Source organism: Alkalilimnicola ehrlichii, assembly GCF_003399765.1.
In the GTDB taxonomy this organism is placed as follows: Bacteria; Pseudomonadota; Gammaproteobacteria; order Nitrococcales; family AK92; genus AK92.
In genome coordinates, this window is record NZ_NFZV01000039.1 from 1 (window position 1) to 14480 (window position 14480).

Genomic DNA, 14480 nt, shown 5'->3' on the forward strand with positions numbered 1-14480 from the left:
TTTGGCTCAGACCCTCCCTGGTCTTCGGCCTTCGGCTCGCTTAGCGCACCTCATTCGCTCCCGGCGAATGAGTCTTTGCGTCGCCAAAGAAAAGGAACCCGCCGCGCGGGGGCGGAACCCTGCCTTCTAAATCAATCGCGCGAAGCGCACCACCACCATTGACTCAAAGCAACGGCACTAACTCACCCAAAATATCCCGCACCCGCTGCATACCTACTTCCAAGTTCAGGCCGATCTCTTCCATGGAGATCTCCTCCGCCGTCACCCCGGCTGCCCAATTGGCAACGACGGCGCACGTGGCATAGGCGATATTGAGTTCCCGCGCCAATACGGCTTCCGGCATGCCGGTCATCCCGACGATATCGCAGCCGTCGTTCCGCATTCGCTTGATCTCTGCCGCCGTTTCCAAGCGAGGCCCCTGGGTCGCGCCGTAGGTTCCCCCGTTCACTGCATCGACGCCAGCACGCTTGGCTGCTTCGACGACTTTTGCCCGCAACTGAGCGTCATACGGATAACTGAAATCGACGTGGGTCACGTGGGTTAAATCGACATCGAAAAAGGTATGCTGCCGCGACCAGGTGTAATCGATGATTTGGTCGGGAAAGGCAATCCGCCCCGGACTCATTTCTTCGGTAATGCCACCTACCGCCGCAACAGCCAGCACTCGCTCAACGCCTAAATGTTTCAACGCCCATATATTTGCCCGATAATTCACCCGATGCGGCGGTATCGTATGGCCATAGCCATGGCGAGCAAGGAACATGATTTCCTTGCCATGTAACACCCCATGCGTGATCGGCCCGGAAGGCTCGCCGTACGGCGTATGCACAACCTCTCGATGGGTGATTTCGAGCCCCGGCAACGACGTGAGGCCCGTTCCGCCAATAATGGCTGCGGTCATTCCTTATCTACCTTGTATCATGGCACACGGTGGGTGCTTACTGCGACACCACCAGGTAACACTTAGATTTCTCGGGCAGCATAGATTCCGGGCACGTTTCGCAGTAAGCCCTTATAGTCCATGCCAGCGCCAAACACATAACGATCATCTACGCGCAAACCGACATAATCGGCCTGTAGGTTATTAAACCGCCGATCATGCTGCTTATCGACCAGTACCGCCGTACGCACTTCTTGCGCGCCCTCATCTCGACACTGCTGAATGATACCAGCCAAGGTGTGGCCTTCATCGAGGATATCGTCGACGATCAACACCACACGATCCCGTAGGCTCGCTCTTGGCTTAGCCAACCAAGACAGCTCCCCACCCTGGGTGGCACCGCGGTAGCGGGTGGCATGCAGGTAATCCAGCTCTACCGGAAACATCAGCCTAGGCAATAACTTTCCGGACAATACCAACCCGCCCGTCATGACACAGAGAAACAATGGCAGAGAGCCGTTGAGTTCGTCGGTGATCTGCGTCGCCATCCGCTCGATGGCTCGGTCGACATTCGCTTCGTCGTAGAGTAATTCGGCCTCGGCCAGTACCCGAGAGGCCTCTTCAGCAGAAATAGTCATTGTCGCTCAATAGGTAAAGGTCACGGTATCGTCGTCCATCGCCTCGCTGATGACGTACGCCCCGCCTACCGTTTCCGATATTTCCGGGATAAGATCGTTACCCCAACGCTCTAGCGAAGGAGAGCAGACTTTAAATTTGACACCCACTTCGTAAGCGTCACGCATCACGTCGTAAAGCGTTTTACCGCGCGCTTGGTCAACAAGAATACTCTCAGCTACGCCCTTAATCGCCACTTTACCGGAAATTCCGGTTAGCACCACCTCAACATCGTACTCCATTGCTGCTGCGACAGTCGCCTGCGAGAACGGGGCCACCAACTCCTCGCTATTCACGGGGTCGGAATTAACCATCACAATAAGCAATTTGTCGGCCATCAGGCACTCCCTGCATCGTGATTCGAAAGAGGCCGCATTATAGGAGCGCGTCGATGCCGATGCCAGTAACCCAAGACACTATCGCACTTCAAACAAGCGGCACTCCACCGCAATATTGCTTCAACCCAAAAAAACCTACGAACTTCTACTAAGCGACGCCCCCGCCTCCGTTGGCTCGACACGCACGCCCTCTGGAATATGTAGGGTCGACGTGGGGAAAGCGACCTGTGCTTTGTGCTTGGCGATGATATCGAGCACCTTCAGCAAAACATCCTGTTTAATCTCATGAAAAGCAACCCATTGCGTTGTCTTGGTGAAGGCATAAATAAAGAAATCTAACGACGAGGGACCAAAGTGCGTAAAGTTGACGATCAGGATCCGTCCAGTATCGATCTCGTCGTGCCGCTCCAGCATCTGACGGACGTCGGCGACGATAGTCGCCATTTTATCGGCATCGTTATAACGAATCCCGATCGTTTCGAAGATTCGTCGATTGCTCATACGGGAAGGGTTTTCCAGCGCAATCGAGTTAAACGTCGAATTCGGCACGTACAAAGGGCGCAGATCGAATGTGCGAATCCGGGTTTGCCGCCAGCCGATTCGCTCGACGGTGCCTTCGATTTCCCGGTCCGGCGAGCGAATCCAGTCTCCCACACTAAACGGGCGATCGAGATAAACCGTAAGCCCGCCGAAAAAGTTTGCCAGCAAATCGCGCGCCGCGAACCCCACGGCAATACCGCCGACCCCACCGAAGGCAAGTACGCCGGCAATACTAATCCCCAAGGTTTGTAGGACCACTAGGCCGGCAATAACAATGACCACCAAGCGCAATAACTTGCCGATTGCGTCGATCGTGGTCGGATCGAACGCCCCCTCTTCCTCGTCGGCCGCGCCCTGAGCCAGTACTTTGCTTCGATGCGGCCGACTGCCCGCAGTAAAAACCATGCTATCAACGCGATAACAAGGACGGCTCCGATAGCGGGAGCAACATCGATAAGCACGGCTGGTGCTTGCTGGCTGGCCTCGTACAACTCAAAAGCGAAAATAGCCGTCAGCACCCAGATCAACCAATGCAGCGGTTGACGAGCAGCATCGACTACCGCGTCGTCCCATGTCGCGCGGGTCCGCGCTAACCGCCCCTGCAGACGAGCCAACACAATAGCCACGGCCAGATTGCCTAAAATGGCTATGCCAGCCAGGATCGACAATTGTACGGTGAGGCTCCATCCCGTCGCCATTTCCACCGCACCTTCGATGTAATCGATCATCTCCATCCTTGCACTCTCTTGTCTGATGGACTCCCGGCCGCGCTAAACAACCGCCACCCCGCAAAACCAGCGTGCCATGCTTACGCTATAGATCTGCAAGCCGGGCTACCGCGCTCTTCCACAGCTTACTCTCTCTAAGCGCAGCCCAATCGGTCGAGCCTTTGCCCAACAGGCTTTCCACCCGTCGCGACGACGCGGGATCGGCCCCGGTAACCGCCAATACCGCGTCTATTTGCTCGAAGTCATTGCACAACAACACCATGTCGCAACCAGCAGCGATCGCCGCTTCCGTCCGAGCCCGATAATCCCCCACGCACTCCGCCGCTTGCATGCCTAGATCATCGCTAAAGACAACGCCGGCGAATGCGTAACGATCACGCAAGATGTCCTGAATCCACGTCCGCGAAAAACTCGCAGGCGCACTATCTACGCCTTCATAAATGACATGAGCCATCATCAGAGCCGGCAACCCGGCCCGTATCATCTGCTCGAACGGAAATAAATCCGGCGCCAGATCAGCCAGAGAACGGGGGTCGCGCGGCAACTCGAAATGCGAATCCTCCGGTACCGAACCGTGCCCTGGAAAATGTTTACCGGTCGCTGCCATGCCGGCACGCATCATGCCGTGCGTATAGGCCTGGGCCAAGGCGACAATCGCTTCGGGCTCGCCGTGAAAGGCTCGATCGCCAATAACGCGGCTATCTCGCCTGCCTAAATCCAGAATCGGTGCAAAACTGATGTCGACACCGGTTGCTCGCAGCTCGGCGGCCATTAGCCAACCGGCTAATTCGCTTAGCTCCAGTGCCTGCTGAGGCGAGCAGTCATACAACTCCCCGAGACGCGCCACCGCCGGCAGACGTTGAAACTCCCCTTGGAAGCGTTGTACGCGGCCGCCTTCCTGGTCGACGGCAATCAGCAAACGCGGCTCACGCAAGGCATGGATTTCCTCGCACAAGGCGGCAATCTGAGCGGCCGATTCAAAGTTACGGGTAAAGAGAATGACACCCCCAACTGCCGGATGCCGCAGCACATCGCGCATCGCCGCATCGACATGGGCGCCTTCGATACCCACCATTACCTGACCTAACACAGCAGCGCTCCCAACCCTTATTTATTCGCTAATAACCACACGCGTGCCAACCGGTACCCGCTCAAATAGATCTGCCACGTCTTCATTACGCATTCGAATGCACCCGTGCGATCCCGGCTGCCCAAGTTCGGCACTGTCCGGACAGCCGTGAATATAAATGTATCGGCGCATCGTATCCCGCTCGCCAAGTCGATTTCGCCCTGGCTCCAAACCGCTTAACCAAAGGATTCGGGTCAAAATCCAATCGCGTTGAGGATAACGTACGGCTAACGCCTCATCGTAGATTTCCCCGGTGGGCCGGCGGCCGACGAAAACGGCGCCCAAAGGTTCGTGCCCGCCGATCTTCGCACGCACCTGATGCCAACCTCGGGGCGTACAGCCGCTACCGTTGAGTTCGCCGGGGCCGGCACGGGCGGTGGACACCAGGTACTTTTTCCGCAGCTCGCTCCCCTGCTGTAAGCATAAATCCTGGCGCGCAATACTGACCCTTATCCAGACTTCATCCGGACCAATCGGCGGCGACGCGGGATCAACCATCGGTACTCCAGCTTTTAAAGGGATATTTCACAAGGTTAGCATTGTAAAAGCGCGGGTCTTCGGACACTTCCTCTCCCACCCACGGCGGTCGAACAAAAACCTCGTCAGGGTCTTGCAACTCGACTTCAGCCAATACCAACCCGGCATTATCGCCGGCAAATACGTCGACTTCCCATAAATGATCGCCATAGGGTACGAAAAAGCGCTCTTTTTCGATCAGCGGCCGTTCACACAATAGATCAAGCATTTCCTCGGCATCCACGATCGGCAATGGATACTCGTATTCCAGCCGCCGAATACCGTTCGCCTCGCCTTTTATGGTCAAGAACGCGGTATCGTCGCTAAGCCGCACCCGGACGACAACCTCTCGCCGACTCGCCAGATAACCCTGCCGGTAGCGAGCGCTACTCCTCGCCAAGGAGCGCCAAGTATCGTTCTTTAGCAAAAATTTTCGCTCGATTTCTTCCGCCATGTACATTGCCCACCCTCGTGGCCGATCTCACTTCACAAGCCCAACCCTTCGCCGTAGGCCGCCAGCCTACCCAGACACCGGTCAGCGAACAAGCACCGCCAGCCTCCCCTTCGACTCATTTCGCAGAGCCAGAGCATGTTACACTTAGCCCAACTTTAGACCCACTGCGGGGAAAGCCCTCGCCAGGCATAAACTAAGGAAAGCCCAACCCATGAAACGTCTTATTCTGCTTCGTCACGGTCAAAGTGAATGGAACCTCGCCAACCGCTTCACCGGTTGGGTCGATGTCGACCTCACCGACAATGGACGCGAAGAAGCCGCAGCAGCAGGCCAAATGCTGAAGGCTCACGGTTTTCGTATCGACCACGCCTTCACATCGGTTCTCAAGCGCGCAATCCGCACGTTATGGATTACCCTCGATGAAATGGATCAGATGTGGGTTCCCCAAATTACCGACTGGCGACTCAACGAGCGGCATTACGGCGCTTTGACCGGACTTAATAAAGCCGAAACCGCAGAAAAGTACGGCGACGAGCAAGTTCATATCTGGCGGCGCAGCTATGCCACCGCGCCGCCTGAACTGGGCGAAGACGACACCCGGCACCCGCGCTTCGATCCGCGTTACGCCAAGCTGATGCCCAATCAATTACCCGGCACGGAATCGCTCAAGACGACGCTCGAACGCGTTCTGCCCTACTGGGATTCCACCATCGCGCCGACGCTAAAAAAGAGCGATACGGTACTGATCGCCGCTCACGGCAATAGTCTACGAGCACTGATCAAGCACATTGAAGGCATGTCGGATGAAGATATTACCAAGGTAGAAATCGCTACCGGCGACCCCTTGGTATTCGAACTGAACGATGATCTTTCGCTGATCCGCAGCTACTATCTGCGTGAGCAGGAGATTCAAAGCGAAGCATGAACGTTAGGAGGACGGGGCGGCATCGGTCGCTCCGTCCTCGTCGCTTAACCTATATGTCAGCACCGCAACGTATCGCGCTTGTCACAGGCGCCAATCGAGGCCTCGGCCTGGAAACTGCACGCCAACTGGCTCGCCATGGTATCGCCGTAGTGCTTACCAGTCGCGACGGTATAACCGGCAAGGCTGCCACGGACAAGCTTCAGGCAGAAGGTCTGCCAGTCCGTTATCATCCGTTGGACGTAACCCGAGAGGCGAGCATTCGTCGCTTGACCGATTACTTAACCTTAACCTTTGAGCGCCTGGATATTCTCATCAACAACGCCGCGACGACGCCGAAAGAAGGCGGACACCCCCTGCTCGAACTCGAACTCGACGCGCTGCGGACAACCATGGAAACTAATGTTTACGGCCCGCTACGTTTAGTCCAACGCTTATTGCCCTTGATGCAGCGAAATCGCTACGGACGCATCGTTAATATCTCTTCCGCGGCTGCGATAGAGTCGGAGAGTCATTCGGAACCGGCCAGCTTTCGCTTCTCTAAACAAGCGCTCAACACGCTAACCCGAATGCTGCACGAGGAAGCGGCAGACGAAAACATCCTCATCAATGCCGTCATTCCGGGCTGGAAGTCTTCCCAGCAACCGCCCAAACAGAACAATGCTTCGCCGAGCCCGGCGGAAATCGTCGGGGGAGTGATCTGGGCCGCGACCTTACCCGCCGGCAGCCCTTCCGGCGTCCTATTCCGTAACGGCAAACAAATCGCCTGGTAAAGGCTAAACAACGATTATCAGCCTCCTGTTACGCGGCCGAGGATGTTCGCACACCAATCCCGCAGAGGATAGGCAACGTATTCGCGGCCTGCTTAACGTAGATAAAACTCAACGGGCAGCGTTAGTTCCATCCGCTCCAGATTCAAGTCGCTCGGAAATGCCGGTAATGGCTCAGCCCGGCGCAACATATCCAACACGGCATCGTCCAACAGGGCAAAACCGGAGCCCTCAACGATCTGGACACCCTCCACACTACCGTCACGCAATACCGTGAATTGCACCATTACCGTACCTTGCTGACGACGCATCATCGCCCGCCGGGGGTACTCGCGATACTGTTCCAGATACGCTTGTAGGCGCGCTTGATAACTATCGACCACACCCGTATCGACAGTGGCAGGCCCGGCTTCGGCACTACCCTGCCCTTCCTGAGCCTGTTGCGCCTCTTGAGCTTGCTCGGCAGGCTCGGCATCAACCTCTTCTTCCCGCTCCTCAACCTCCTCTTCCGGTTGAGGTTCAGGCTCTGGTTCGGGTTCCGGCTCGGGCTCGGGCTCCGGTTCCTCAATAACCTGAGGCGCCTCTTCCTCAATCTCCGTTTCAGGTTCGGGCTCAGGTTCGGGTTCCGGCTCAGGTTCCGGCGGAGGCGGCTCTACCGGATCGGGAATGACCGGGTCCGGTAGAATCGTTTCAGGTACCGCCTCAGTAGCTCCAAGATTGATCTCGATACCGCGCATTCCCTGCACACCTTCCGGCAGCGGCGCCTCAGGCGGGGCTACAAAGAACGCCGCAGCGTGCAGGCAGATCGCCAAACCAAGCGCGAGCACCCAATGTCGCAACCGTAAACGCATGTCACCCCCCAGACGCTACGGTCAATAAGGTCAGGCGTTCGACGCCAGCATCGCGAAGGTCGTCGAACAAAGGCAGTAGCAATTCGGCATTGAGATCGGCATCGGCTCGCAACTTGATCCGAAGATCATCGCCATTACGCGTTCGCTGCTCAATTCTGTCGATAACAGCATCCCTCAGCAACTCCTCGCCGTCGAGTGCAAACCGCCCGTCGGCAGCAACGCTTAGCACCCACTCATCCACTGTTGCCGCTTGGCCTTCATCGCTATACGGGGGCTCCACCGAGAAAGGCTCCGGTCGACTCAGGGCACCGGCCAGCATAAAGAAGATCAGCAGTAGAAAGACGATATTAATCAGCGGAATAAGATGATCGTCGGAATCTTTCCTGGTAGGCGGTGCGGGCAATTTCATATTGCCTCACCCCTGCCGCAAAGAAACGTTGGTAGCTCCGGCGCCAGACAACGCCTCAAGCCATTCCACCATCGTCTGCAACCGAACCTCCCCCTCCGGCCGCACGATCACCAGCCGGTCCGGCTCCGTGCTCACCGCGGCCCCGACCCGACGCAGCGCCGCGTCGCGGGAGACGGCTTCGCCGTCTAAGGACACGCTACCGTCGACACCAAGGCGCAGTTCCAAACTGCCGTCGTGGACACGGCCGACCTCGGACACGGGCGGCATGTTCAAGGAAATGCCGCGCCAATCCAGAAAACTCGACGCCAACATGAAAAACACCAAAAGAATGAAGACGACATCGATTAGCGGAGTCAAGCTAATAAGATTTCGCCGTCGTGCCGGAACCTCAATGCGCATCGGCCACCCGCCGTGCGCGCTCAAAGGGCACCGCTCCCGACGTTTCGCCGCCGCTTGGTAGCGGAATCGTAAACACCTGGGTAACGGCATCCTCCATCCGGTGCCGGAATCGATCCAACACCCGCTCCAGTGCATTTAGCGCCGCGACCACCGGAATGGCGACGGCAAGCCCCACGGCTGTTGTCAACAAGGCAACCCAGATACCGCCGGACAACAACGCCGGATCGACCTGGCTTCCGGCCATTTCCAACTGCCGAAAGGCTTCGATCATGCCTAAAACAGTCCCTAACAGACCGAGCAACGGACTCAGCGCCCCAATTACCTCTAAGATGCGGAATTGCCCACGCAGCGTTTCGATATTTTCCACGGCAACCCGGCTCGCTTCCTCGCGAACAACGGACTCGGGCACGTTCTTATCCATTCGCCCCCGCATAGCCAAAGCCATTACGCCCGCAATCGGGTTACGCACACCATCAAGCGCAGCCAAAGCCTCTTTAGCGTTACCTTCGCGCCACCTATGCAATGCTTGATCGATAAACTTTCGGCTCCCGATACGAATAGCGATAAACTGCCATAGTTTTAGCAGTATGACCGCCAACGCGACGACGGATAACGCCAGTAAAATCGCAACTACCGGCCCGCCAGTCTCAATAAGCGACTGCAGGCGGCCCGCATCGACCACGGGAGCGGTAGGCTGCATAAGAACACCTCTCGTTTACAACGCTGAAACACTATCAGCAAACCATTTCCTCTGTAGGTCCAATGTTATTGTTATTGCGAATCATTTTCAACAAATGATTGTCGACCTTGCGCACTTGTAGACTAACGGGCGATCATTTCAAGGGTGAGCAGCACTTTAATAAACGCGCAAAGGAAATAGTTGATAATCCTAGCAGGGTGCCGAATACGCTTTTTCCCGCCACCTGCTAGCGCCTCGGCGACTTTCACGGGTGTTGCAAAAACGTGCTGGCTAGCGACCGACGCGACACGGACAGGAATCTTGCACCATGCAATTGTTGATTGCCTTTTGTTTACTGGGAATACTGCTCTACGCACTAATCCGCCCGTCCCGCGAGCAAGTCTACCGATACCTTAGACGCTATGGGCCTTGGCTACTCTTATTCGCGCTAGCCCTGCTGGTAGCAACCGGCCGGCTATCGTTGTTAGTAGCCGCCGTCACCGGGGCCGTAACGCTCATCGCCCGGCTGCTGCCGCTTATCTCTTTTCTTCCCGTCGGAAAATGGCTACGCAGCCGCGGCAGCCAGGAAAAAGAGAAAACGACACCTCCTGCACAAACCGCTCTCAGCAAACAAGACGCCTACGACATCCTGGGCCTAGAACCCGGAGCCACTGCCAGCGAAATCCGAGAAGCACACCGCCGGCTCATACAAAGGCTGCACCCGGACCGGGGCGGTTCCGGATACCTAGCGGCAAAAATCAATCGCGCCAAAGACACATTGCTGAATGACTAAACCGACCGCACTCGCCCATCACACTTCAGCCACACTGATGTGAAGCAAATCCTGTAGTGCAGGCAGATTACGTCGAACGCTATCCCGCCCCTCTTTAATGGCCTCGTCGGCACGAGCAAAATCCAGCAGATCGAGATGCGACAAACGCGGGGAAAGCACTATGTCGGGAGGGTCGCCAGCCAAGCGGCTTCGGGTAATCCGATCCTGCATAATATTAACCGAGTTTGATAGTACCTCATAAAAGCCTGGCGCCGTCAGCTGTTCCGCCTTGCCCGCATCTTTCGACAAGCCACGAGGCATTTTGAGGTTTTGGGCCAAACGGCCGAGCCAGTTCCCGCCGGCGTCCGCCACTTCCAGTTCCTCGGCCTGCTCAACCTCGGCCGCCGGCTCGCGCGCGACGGCCGGTTGCCGCCGCAGGCGCCCAAGCAAATCGCCGTTAAGATTAACGGCAATGACGATATCCGCCCCCAAGGCCCGACATAACGAGACAGGAACCGGGTTGACCAATCCCCCGTCGACTAACCAACGCCCATCGACATGTACCGGCGTTAACAGGCCAGGCAGGGAAATCGAGGCTCGGATCGCGGTCTGTAGCGGCCCTTCCTGTAACCACACCTCCGTACCCGTTTTCAAATCGGTGGCGACGGCACCGAAGCGTTTAGGAAGACACTCGATATCGCAACCTTCGATATACTCGCTGCAAACCTCCATCAGACGCTTACCAGCGATAGCGCCGCCTCCCGACAAGGTAAAATCCATGTAGGAGAATACCTCGCGGCGGGTCAGGCTGTTCCCCCAGGCTTCGATGTCGTCCAAACGCCCTGCTGCATAAACGCCGCCAATCAAAGCGCCAATCGAACTACCGCAAACGATGTCCGGCTCAATCCCCGCCTCTGCCAACGCCGTGAGCACGCCGATGTGGGACCATCCGCGCGCCGAGCCACTTCCCAAAGCAATGCCAATTTTGGTCTGGTGATTAGTGCTTGTCATGCTCATCCTATCCGTGCAAAGAAACACGTAACGTCGCGGCTAAGGGCCTTTGGCCGCGGACCAGCGCTCTTCCTGAGCCCGAAAAATTGTCAATATGCCCTAATTTGCCTAGCCCCCATCCAGCCCCCATCACCTTGGCAGGTTGGGAAACTGCCCGGCAAAAGCTTAATTCCAACAAACGGCCAAGCCCCCCCACCCCCATTAGAAGGAGAGCGGCTCGTGGAAAAAGTCGTGTTACTGTTACAAGGCGGAGCCGCCTTGGGCGCCTATCAAGCGGGCGCCTTTCACGTTATTGCCGATTATTTAAACCAACATAGCCAGCGCCGGCTAACCGCCATCGCAGGTGCTTCGATCGGCGCCATCAACGGCGCCTTAATCGCCCAGCAGGCTGATACCCCGACGCAAGCTGCCCACTCGCTCAGCACGCTATGGCGGGAAACCTTCAGCCAAACAACCTTCCCGTTTTTTCCTTTTCCAGGGCAGGAGCGGCTTAACAGTGTACTGACCGGGATGATCTTCGGCCATTCCGCCCTATATCATCCGGCCCTGCAAAATCAATGGGACTTTTCTGCCGGCACGCCTTTCTTTGCCCCCTATCGTAGCGGCCCTATGCGCCAAACTTTAGAGAAGGTCATAGGCACGTACGAACAACGCCCAAAGGGACCCCGTTTACGCATTCGCACCGTACAAAGCTGCCCTCCGCGAGCCGTTATTTTCGACAGCGAGAAGGAGGCCATAACGTCTGAGATGCTCGTTGCCAGTGCCAGCATCCCTATGGCATTCCCATTCCACCGCATCGGCGGCCAAACCTATTGGGACGGCGAGTTCTGGCCTACAGGACTTACCGACTTACTAGATGGCTTGATCTCCAACGACGACGGTCATGACTACCATATCATCAGCGTTGAACTTTACCGACCGGAACATGGGCTAGACCGCTTACTCCAGCATAGCCCAGGCTCATTCCGCTTAACACGGATTCGTCGCTCCCTATCCCACCTCGATTACCTACTATGCCCCGTGTTCGACTGGTCTTCCGAGCGCATAGAAGCACTTATCGACGCGGGTATAACGGATACCAAAGCCGCCCTGAAAAAACATCGGCTGTATTGGAGCGCCCCCCGCTCACCAACGGTCGGCAAAACGATCCGCCGTTGGTTAAGAAAGCAATTTAAGGCCCCTGCCCGCGGGGCCTTAAATGTTTGTGCTTACGTTTACCACATTCACGCTTGACTTAGCGGGATACCGCCGCTAGCGTAAGGTTTATGCGTAACACTCGATTCGAAAAACTACTACGACTGAGCAACCCGGCCTCCTAAGGAGCGTCGGGATTAGCGTTAGCATTCGTACGGTTTCGGATCGGGATCTTTTCCATGAGTAACGCAAGCACTTCAATCTACGCCCGCTATACCACCAGCCAACAAAGCTTCATCGCACTAACGCTACGACTGCGCAACGGTCGTCGGGCCTAGCGGCAGCCCGGTGGCCGTAATTTAGCCGCGCGTTGAGGCCGTCTTAACACTTCGCCAAACCAAACGCTGGTTTGGTCGACGGCTGCACCCCAGCAAAATCGCGCAGGAGAAGCTCCAATGATGCAAGCCGATAAAAAGTACCGACCGTTTCAGGCCATCTCATTGCCGGACAGGCAGTGGCCGTCTCAAGTCATCGACACCGCACCGCGTTGGTGCAGCGTCGACCTTCGCGACGGCAATCAGGCGCTCATAGAACCCATGGACGCCGAGCGAAAAATAAGGATGTTCCGCACGCTGTGCGAGATTGGATTTAAAGAAATAGAAATTGGCTTTCCGGCCGCCTCGCAAACCGATTTCGACTTTGCACGCCAACTCATCGAGCAGGATTTAATTCCCGAGGACGTTACCGTTCAAGTCCTCTGCCAGTGCAGAGAACCTTTGATCCGCCGCACATTCGAAGCGTTACGAGGCGCCAAGCGAGCCATCGTCCACATTTATAATTCGACCTCCACCGTTCAACGCCAGGTAGTATTCGGCCTTGATCGCGCTGGTATTATCGACATTGCGGTAGGCGGCGCTCGCTTAACGCAAACTCTCGCCGCCAAGCAGCCGGAAACCGAATGGGTGTTCCAGTATTCGCCTGAGAGCTTCACCGGAACCGAACTTGAATTTGCGGTTGATATTTGCAATGCCGTTAATGCCGTATGGCAACCGACGCCCGAGCGTAAGTCCATCGTCAATCTTCCCGCCACGGTGGAGATGGCCACGCCCAACGTATACGCCGACCAAATCGAGTGGATGAGCCGCAATCTCGCTTATCGCGACAGCATCGTCCTCAGCGTCCACCCACACAATGACCGGGGCACAGCCGTCGCTGCCGCAGAGCTTGCGGTTATGGCCGGAGCGGATCGTATCGAGGGCACGCTGTTCGGTAACGGGGAGCGCACCGGTAACGTCGACTTGGTAACGCTGGCTCTTAATCTCTTTACCCAAGGCATCGATCCGGAGCTAGACTTCTCCGACATCAATACCGTTGCCCGCTGCGCCGAGTACTGCAACCAGTTGCCCATTCACCCTCGCCACCCTTACGTGGGCGAATTGGTCTTCACAGCCTTCTCCGGCTCGCACCAAGACGCTATCAAGAAAGGCTTTGCCGCCCGTCGCGAAGGCGATATCTGGGACATCCCTTACTTGCCGATCGACCCGAAAGATGTCGGCCGCTCCTATGAAGCGGTAATCCGCGTTAACAGCCAGTCGGGCAAAGGCGGTGTGAGTTATTTGCTGGAACGCGACCACGGGGTCGTCATGCCCAGATTACTGCAAATCGAATTCAGCCAAATCGTACAGGATCTAGCCGACAACTCCGGCAAGGAGCTGGACAGTGCTACGCTTTGGACGAGCTTCAGCGGCGAATACCTGGAGCGCACAACGCCTTTGCAGTTACTGGACTACAAAACCCACGGCGAAGGCGAGCATCACGAGCGGGAACAAATAACGGCGACAATCCGCTATCGAAGCAACGAACATATCATTAGCGGCTCGGGCAACGGCCCCATCGCCGCCTTCGTCGACGCCCTTAACCGCCATTGCGCATTGTCCTTACAGGTCGTCGACTACCGGGAGCACGCCACAGGCAAAGGTTCGGATGCGCAAGCCATCGCTTATGTCGAGATCGGGTTTGGCGGCCCCTCGCCCACCCTATTCGGCGTTGGGCAGGCCGGCAATATTCTCACTGCATCGCTGTCGGCGGTCGTAAGCGCCGTCAATCGCGCCGCAGCTCGCCGTCCGGACTGGCTTCAACCTCCCGAGGATGAGCGCCGGACAGGTTAAGCTAGCGACCCTATCGCAGGGGCAGGAAATCTACGCGTGAAGGCGCACTAAAGGCGGGCGATAAAGAATCGCCCGCTTTTTACCCAAGAACCCAAGCAAGGATAA

Annotated in this window: 18 protein-coding genes; 5 read left to right on the plus strand and 13 right to left on the minus strand. The window is 56.7% G+C overall.

All coding sequences use genetic code 11. The features are described 5' to 3' along the window. Positions 1 to 163: 163 nt before the first annotated feature. The 8 genes from CAI21_RS20885 to CAI21_RS20915 form a co-directional block, all read right to left on the minus strand. On the minus strand, positions 164 to 901 hold the full coding sequence (locus CAI21_RS20885; RefSeq protein WP_116304076.1) for an S-methyl-5'-thioinosine phosphorylase: 738 nt from the start codon (positions 899 to 901) through the stop codon (positions 164 to 166). Positions 902 to 963: 62 nt separating this feature from the next. Continuing rightward, positions 964 to 1518, minus strand: coding sequence for a hypoxanthine-guanine phosphoribosyltransferase (locus CAI21_RS20890; RefSeq protein WP_116304077.1), 555 nt, complete (start codon positions 1516 to 1518; stop codon positions 964 to 966). 6 nt (positions 1519 to 1524) lie between these two features. Beyond that, complete coding sequence (locus CAI21_RS20895; protein WP_116304078.1) at positions 1525 to 1893, minus strand: DsrE family protein; 369 nt, start codon at positions 1891 to 1893, stop codon at positions 1525 to 1527. Between the two features lie 135 nt (positions 1894 to 2028). Next, complete coding sequence (locus tag CAI21_RS24315; RefSeq protein WP_258869018.1) at positions 2029 to 2715, minus strand: mechanosensitive ion channel family protein; 687 nt, start codon at positions 2713 to 2715, stop codon at positions 2029 to 2031. Next, complete coding sequence (locus tag CAI21_RS24320) at positions 2691 to 3167, minus strand: hypothetical protein (protein WP_220348980.1); 477 nt, start codon at positions 3165 to 3167, stop codon at positions 2691 to 2693. Before CAI21_RS24320 ends, CAI21_RS24315 begins: the two co-directional genes overlap by 25 nt. A gap of 79 nt (positions 3168 to 3246) precedes the next feature. Continuing rightward, positions 3247 to 4236, minus strand: a complete 990-nt coding sequence (gene nagZ, locus CAI21_RS20905) for a beta-N-acetylhexosaminidase (protein WP_116304079.1) — start codon at positions 4234 to 4236, stop codon at positions 3247 to 3249. A gap of 36 nt (positions 4237 to 4272) precedes the next feature. Then, on the minus strand, positions 4273 to 4788 hold the full coding sequence (locus CAI21_RS20910; protein ID WP_116304080.1) for a L,D-transpeptidase: 516 nt from the start codon (positions 4786 to 4788) through the stop codon (positions 4273 to 4275). Then, positions 4781 to 5260, minus strand: a complete 480-nt coding sequence (locus CAI21_RS20915) for a CYTH domain-containing protein (RefSeq protein WP_116304103.1) — start codon at positions 5258 to 5260, stop codon at positions 4781 to 4783. The genes CAI21_RS20910 and CAI21_RS20915 overlap by 8 nt, the downstream gene beginning before the upstream one ends. A 211-nt stretch (positions 5261 to 5471) precedes the next feature. Here CAI21_RS20915 and gpmA point away from each other — a divergent pair, with 211 nt between their 5' ends. Both gpmA and CAI21_RS20925 read left to right on the plus strand, forming a co-directional pair. Continuing rightward, positions 5472 to 6185: a 2,3-diphosphoglycerate-dependent phosphoglycerate mutase gene (gene gpmA / locus CAI21_RS20920; RefSeq protein WP_116304081.1), complete on the plus strand. Its 714-nt coding sequence runs from the start codon at positions 5472 to 5474 to the stop codon at positions 6183 to 6185. 53 nt (positions 6186 to 6238) lie between these two features. Further along, a complete protein-coding gene (locus tag CAI21_RS20925; RefSeq protein ID WP_116304082.1) occupies positions 6239 to 6955 on the plus strand; it encodes an SDR family NAD(P)-dependent oxidoreductase in 717 nt (238 codons plus the stop codon). A gap of 92 nt (positions 6956 to 7047) precedes the next feature. On the opposite strand, the gene CAI21_RS20930 is transcribed toward CAI21_RS20925, so the two are convergent. Genes CAI21_RS20930 through CAI21_RS20945 form a run of 4 tightly spaced genes read right to left on the minus strand, consistent with a single transcriptional unit; the run spans position 7048 to position 9311 of the window. After that, entirely contained in the window at positions 7048 to 7803 is a 756-nt protein-coding gene (locus tag CAI21_RS20930) for an energy transducer TonB (RefSeq protein WP_116304083.1), read from the minus strand. Between the two features lies 1 nt (position 7804). Then, entirely contained in the window at positions 7805 to 8212 is a 408-nt protein-coding gene (locus CAI21_RS20935) for an ExbD/TolR family protein (RefSeq protein WP_116304084.1), read from the minus strand. A gap of 6 nt (positions 8213 to 8218) precedes the next feature. Continuing rightward, positions 8219 to 8611, minus strand: a complete 393-nt coding sequence (locus tag CAI21_RS20940; protein ID WP_116304085.1) for an ExbD/TolR family protein — start codon at positions 8609 to 8611, stop codon at positions 8219 to 8221. Then, positions 8601 to 9311: a MotA/TolQ/ExbB proton channel family protein gene (locus CAI21_RS20945; protein WP_116304086.1), complete on the minus strand. Its 711-nt coding sequence runs from the start codon at positions 9309 to 9311 to the stop codon at positions 8601 to 8603. Before CAI21_RS20945 ends, CAI21_RS20940 begins: the two co-directional genes overlap by 11 nt. A 307-nt stretch (positions 9312 to 9618) precedes the next feature. On the opposite strand from CAI21_RS20945, the gene CAI21_RS20950 reads away from it, so the two are divergent. Continuing rightward, a complete protein-coding gene (locus CAI21_RS20950; RefSeq protein WP_116304087.1) occupies positions 9619 to 10083 on the plus strand; it encodes a DnaJ domain-containing protein in 465 nt (154 codons plus the stop codon). An 18-nt stretch (positions 10084 to 10101) separates the two neighbouring features. Here the strand turns inward: CAI21_RS20950 and rssA are convergent, their stop codons facing one another. Continuing rightward, positions 10102 to 11073 (minus strand): patatin-like phospholipase RssA, encoded by a 972-nt coding sequence (gene rssA / locus CAI21_RS20955; RefSeq protein WP_220348982.1) that lies wholly within the window; start codon positions 11071 to 11073, stop codon positions 10102 to 10104. 219 nt (positions 11074 to 11292) lie between these two features. On the opposite strand from rssA, the gene CAI21_RS20960 reads away from it, so the two are divergent. Further along, positions 11293 to 12306: a patatin-like phospholipase family protein gene (locus tag CAI21_RS20960; protein WP_181919567.1), complete on the plus strand. Its 1014-nt coding sequence runs from the start codon at positions 11293 to 11295 to the stop codon at positions 12304 to 12306. 356 nt (positions 12307 to 12662) lie between these two features. Further along, positions 12663 to 14375, plus strand: coding sequence for a 2-isopropylmalate synthase (gene leuA, locus CAI21_RS20965; RefSeq protein WP_116304089.1), 1713 nt, complete (start codon positions 12663 to 12665; stop codon positions 14373 to 14375). Positions 14376 to 14480 lie beyond the last annotated feature (105 nt).

Bases quoted from the DNA above. Each gene is read 5' to 3' on its own strand.
- CAI21_RS20885 (WP_116304076.1), bottom strand. From the start codon at position 901: ATGACCGCAGCCATTATTGGCGGAACGGGCCTCACGTCGTTGCCGGGG.
- CAI21_RS20890 (WP_116304077.1), bottom strand. From the start codon at position 1,518: ATGACTATTTCTGCTGAAGAGGCCTCTCGGGTACTGGCCGAGGCCGAA.
- CAI21_RS20895 (WP_116304078.1), bottom strand. From the start codon at position 1,893: ATGGCCGACAAATTGCTTATTGTGATGGTTAATTCCGACCCCGTGAAT.
- CAI21_RS24320 (WP_220348980.1), bottom strand. From the start codon at position 3,167: ATGGAGATGATCGATTACATCGAAGGTGCGGTGGAAATGGCGACGGGA.
- nagZ (WP_116304079.1), bottom strand. From the start codon at position 4,236: ATGGTGGGTATCGAAGGCGCCCATGTCGATGCGGCGATGCGCGATGTG.
- CAI21_RS20910 (WP_116304080.1), bottom strand. From the start codon at position 4,788: ATGGTTGATCCCGCGTCGCCGCCGATTGGTCCGGATGAAGTCTGGATA.
- CAI21_RS20915 (WP_116304103.1), bottom strand. From the start codon at position 5,260: ATGGCGGAAGAAATCGAGCGAAAATTTTTGCTAAAGAACGATACTTGG.
- gpmA (WP_116304081.1), top strand. From the start codon at position 5,472: ATGAAACGTCTTATTCTGCTTCGTCACGGTCAAAGTGAATGGAACCTC.
- CAI21_RS20925 (WP_116304082.1), top strand. From the start codon at position 6,239: ATGTCAGCACCGCAACGTATCGCGCTTGTCACAGGCGCCAATCGAGGC.
- CAI21_RS20930 (WP_116304083.1), bottom strand. From the start codon at position 7,803: ATGCGTTTACGGTTGCGACATTGGGTGCTCGCGCTTGGTTTGGCGATC.
- CAI21_RS20935 (WP_116304084.1), bottom strand. From the start codon at position 8,212: ATGAAATTGCCCGCACCGCCTACCAGGAAAGATTCCGACGATCATCTT.
- CAI21_RS20940 (WP_116304085.1), bottom strand. From the start codon at position 8,611: ATGCGCATTGAGGTTCCGGCACGACGGCGAAATCTTATTAGCTTGACT.
- CAI21_RS20945 (WP_116304086.1), bottom strand. From the start codon at position 9,311: ATGCAGCCTACCGCTCCCGTGGTCGATGCGGGCCGCCTGCAGTCGCTT.
- CAI21_RS20950 (WP_116304087.1), top strand. From the start codon at position 9,619: ATGCAATTGTTGATTGCCTTTTGTTTACTGGGAATACTGCTCTACGCA.
- rssA (WP_220348982.1), bottom strand. From the start codon at position 11,073: ATGACAAGCACTAATCACCAGACCAAAATTGGCATTGCTTTGGGAAGT.
- leuA (WP_116304089.1), top strand. From the start codon at position 12,663: ATGATGCAAGCCGATAAAAAGTACCGACCGTTTCAGGCCATCTCATTG.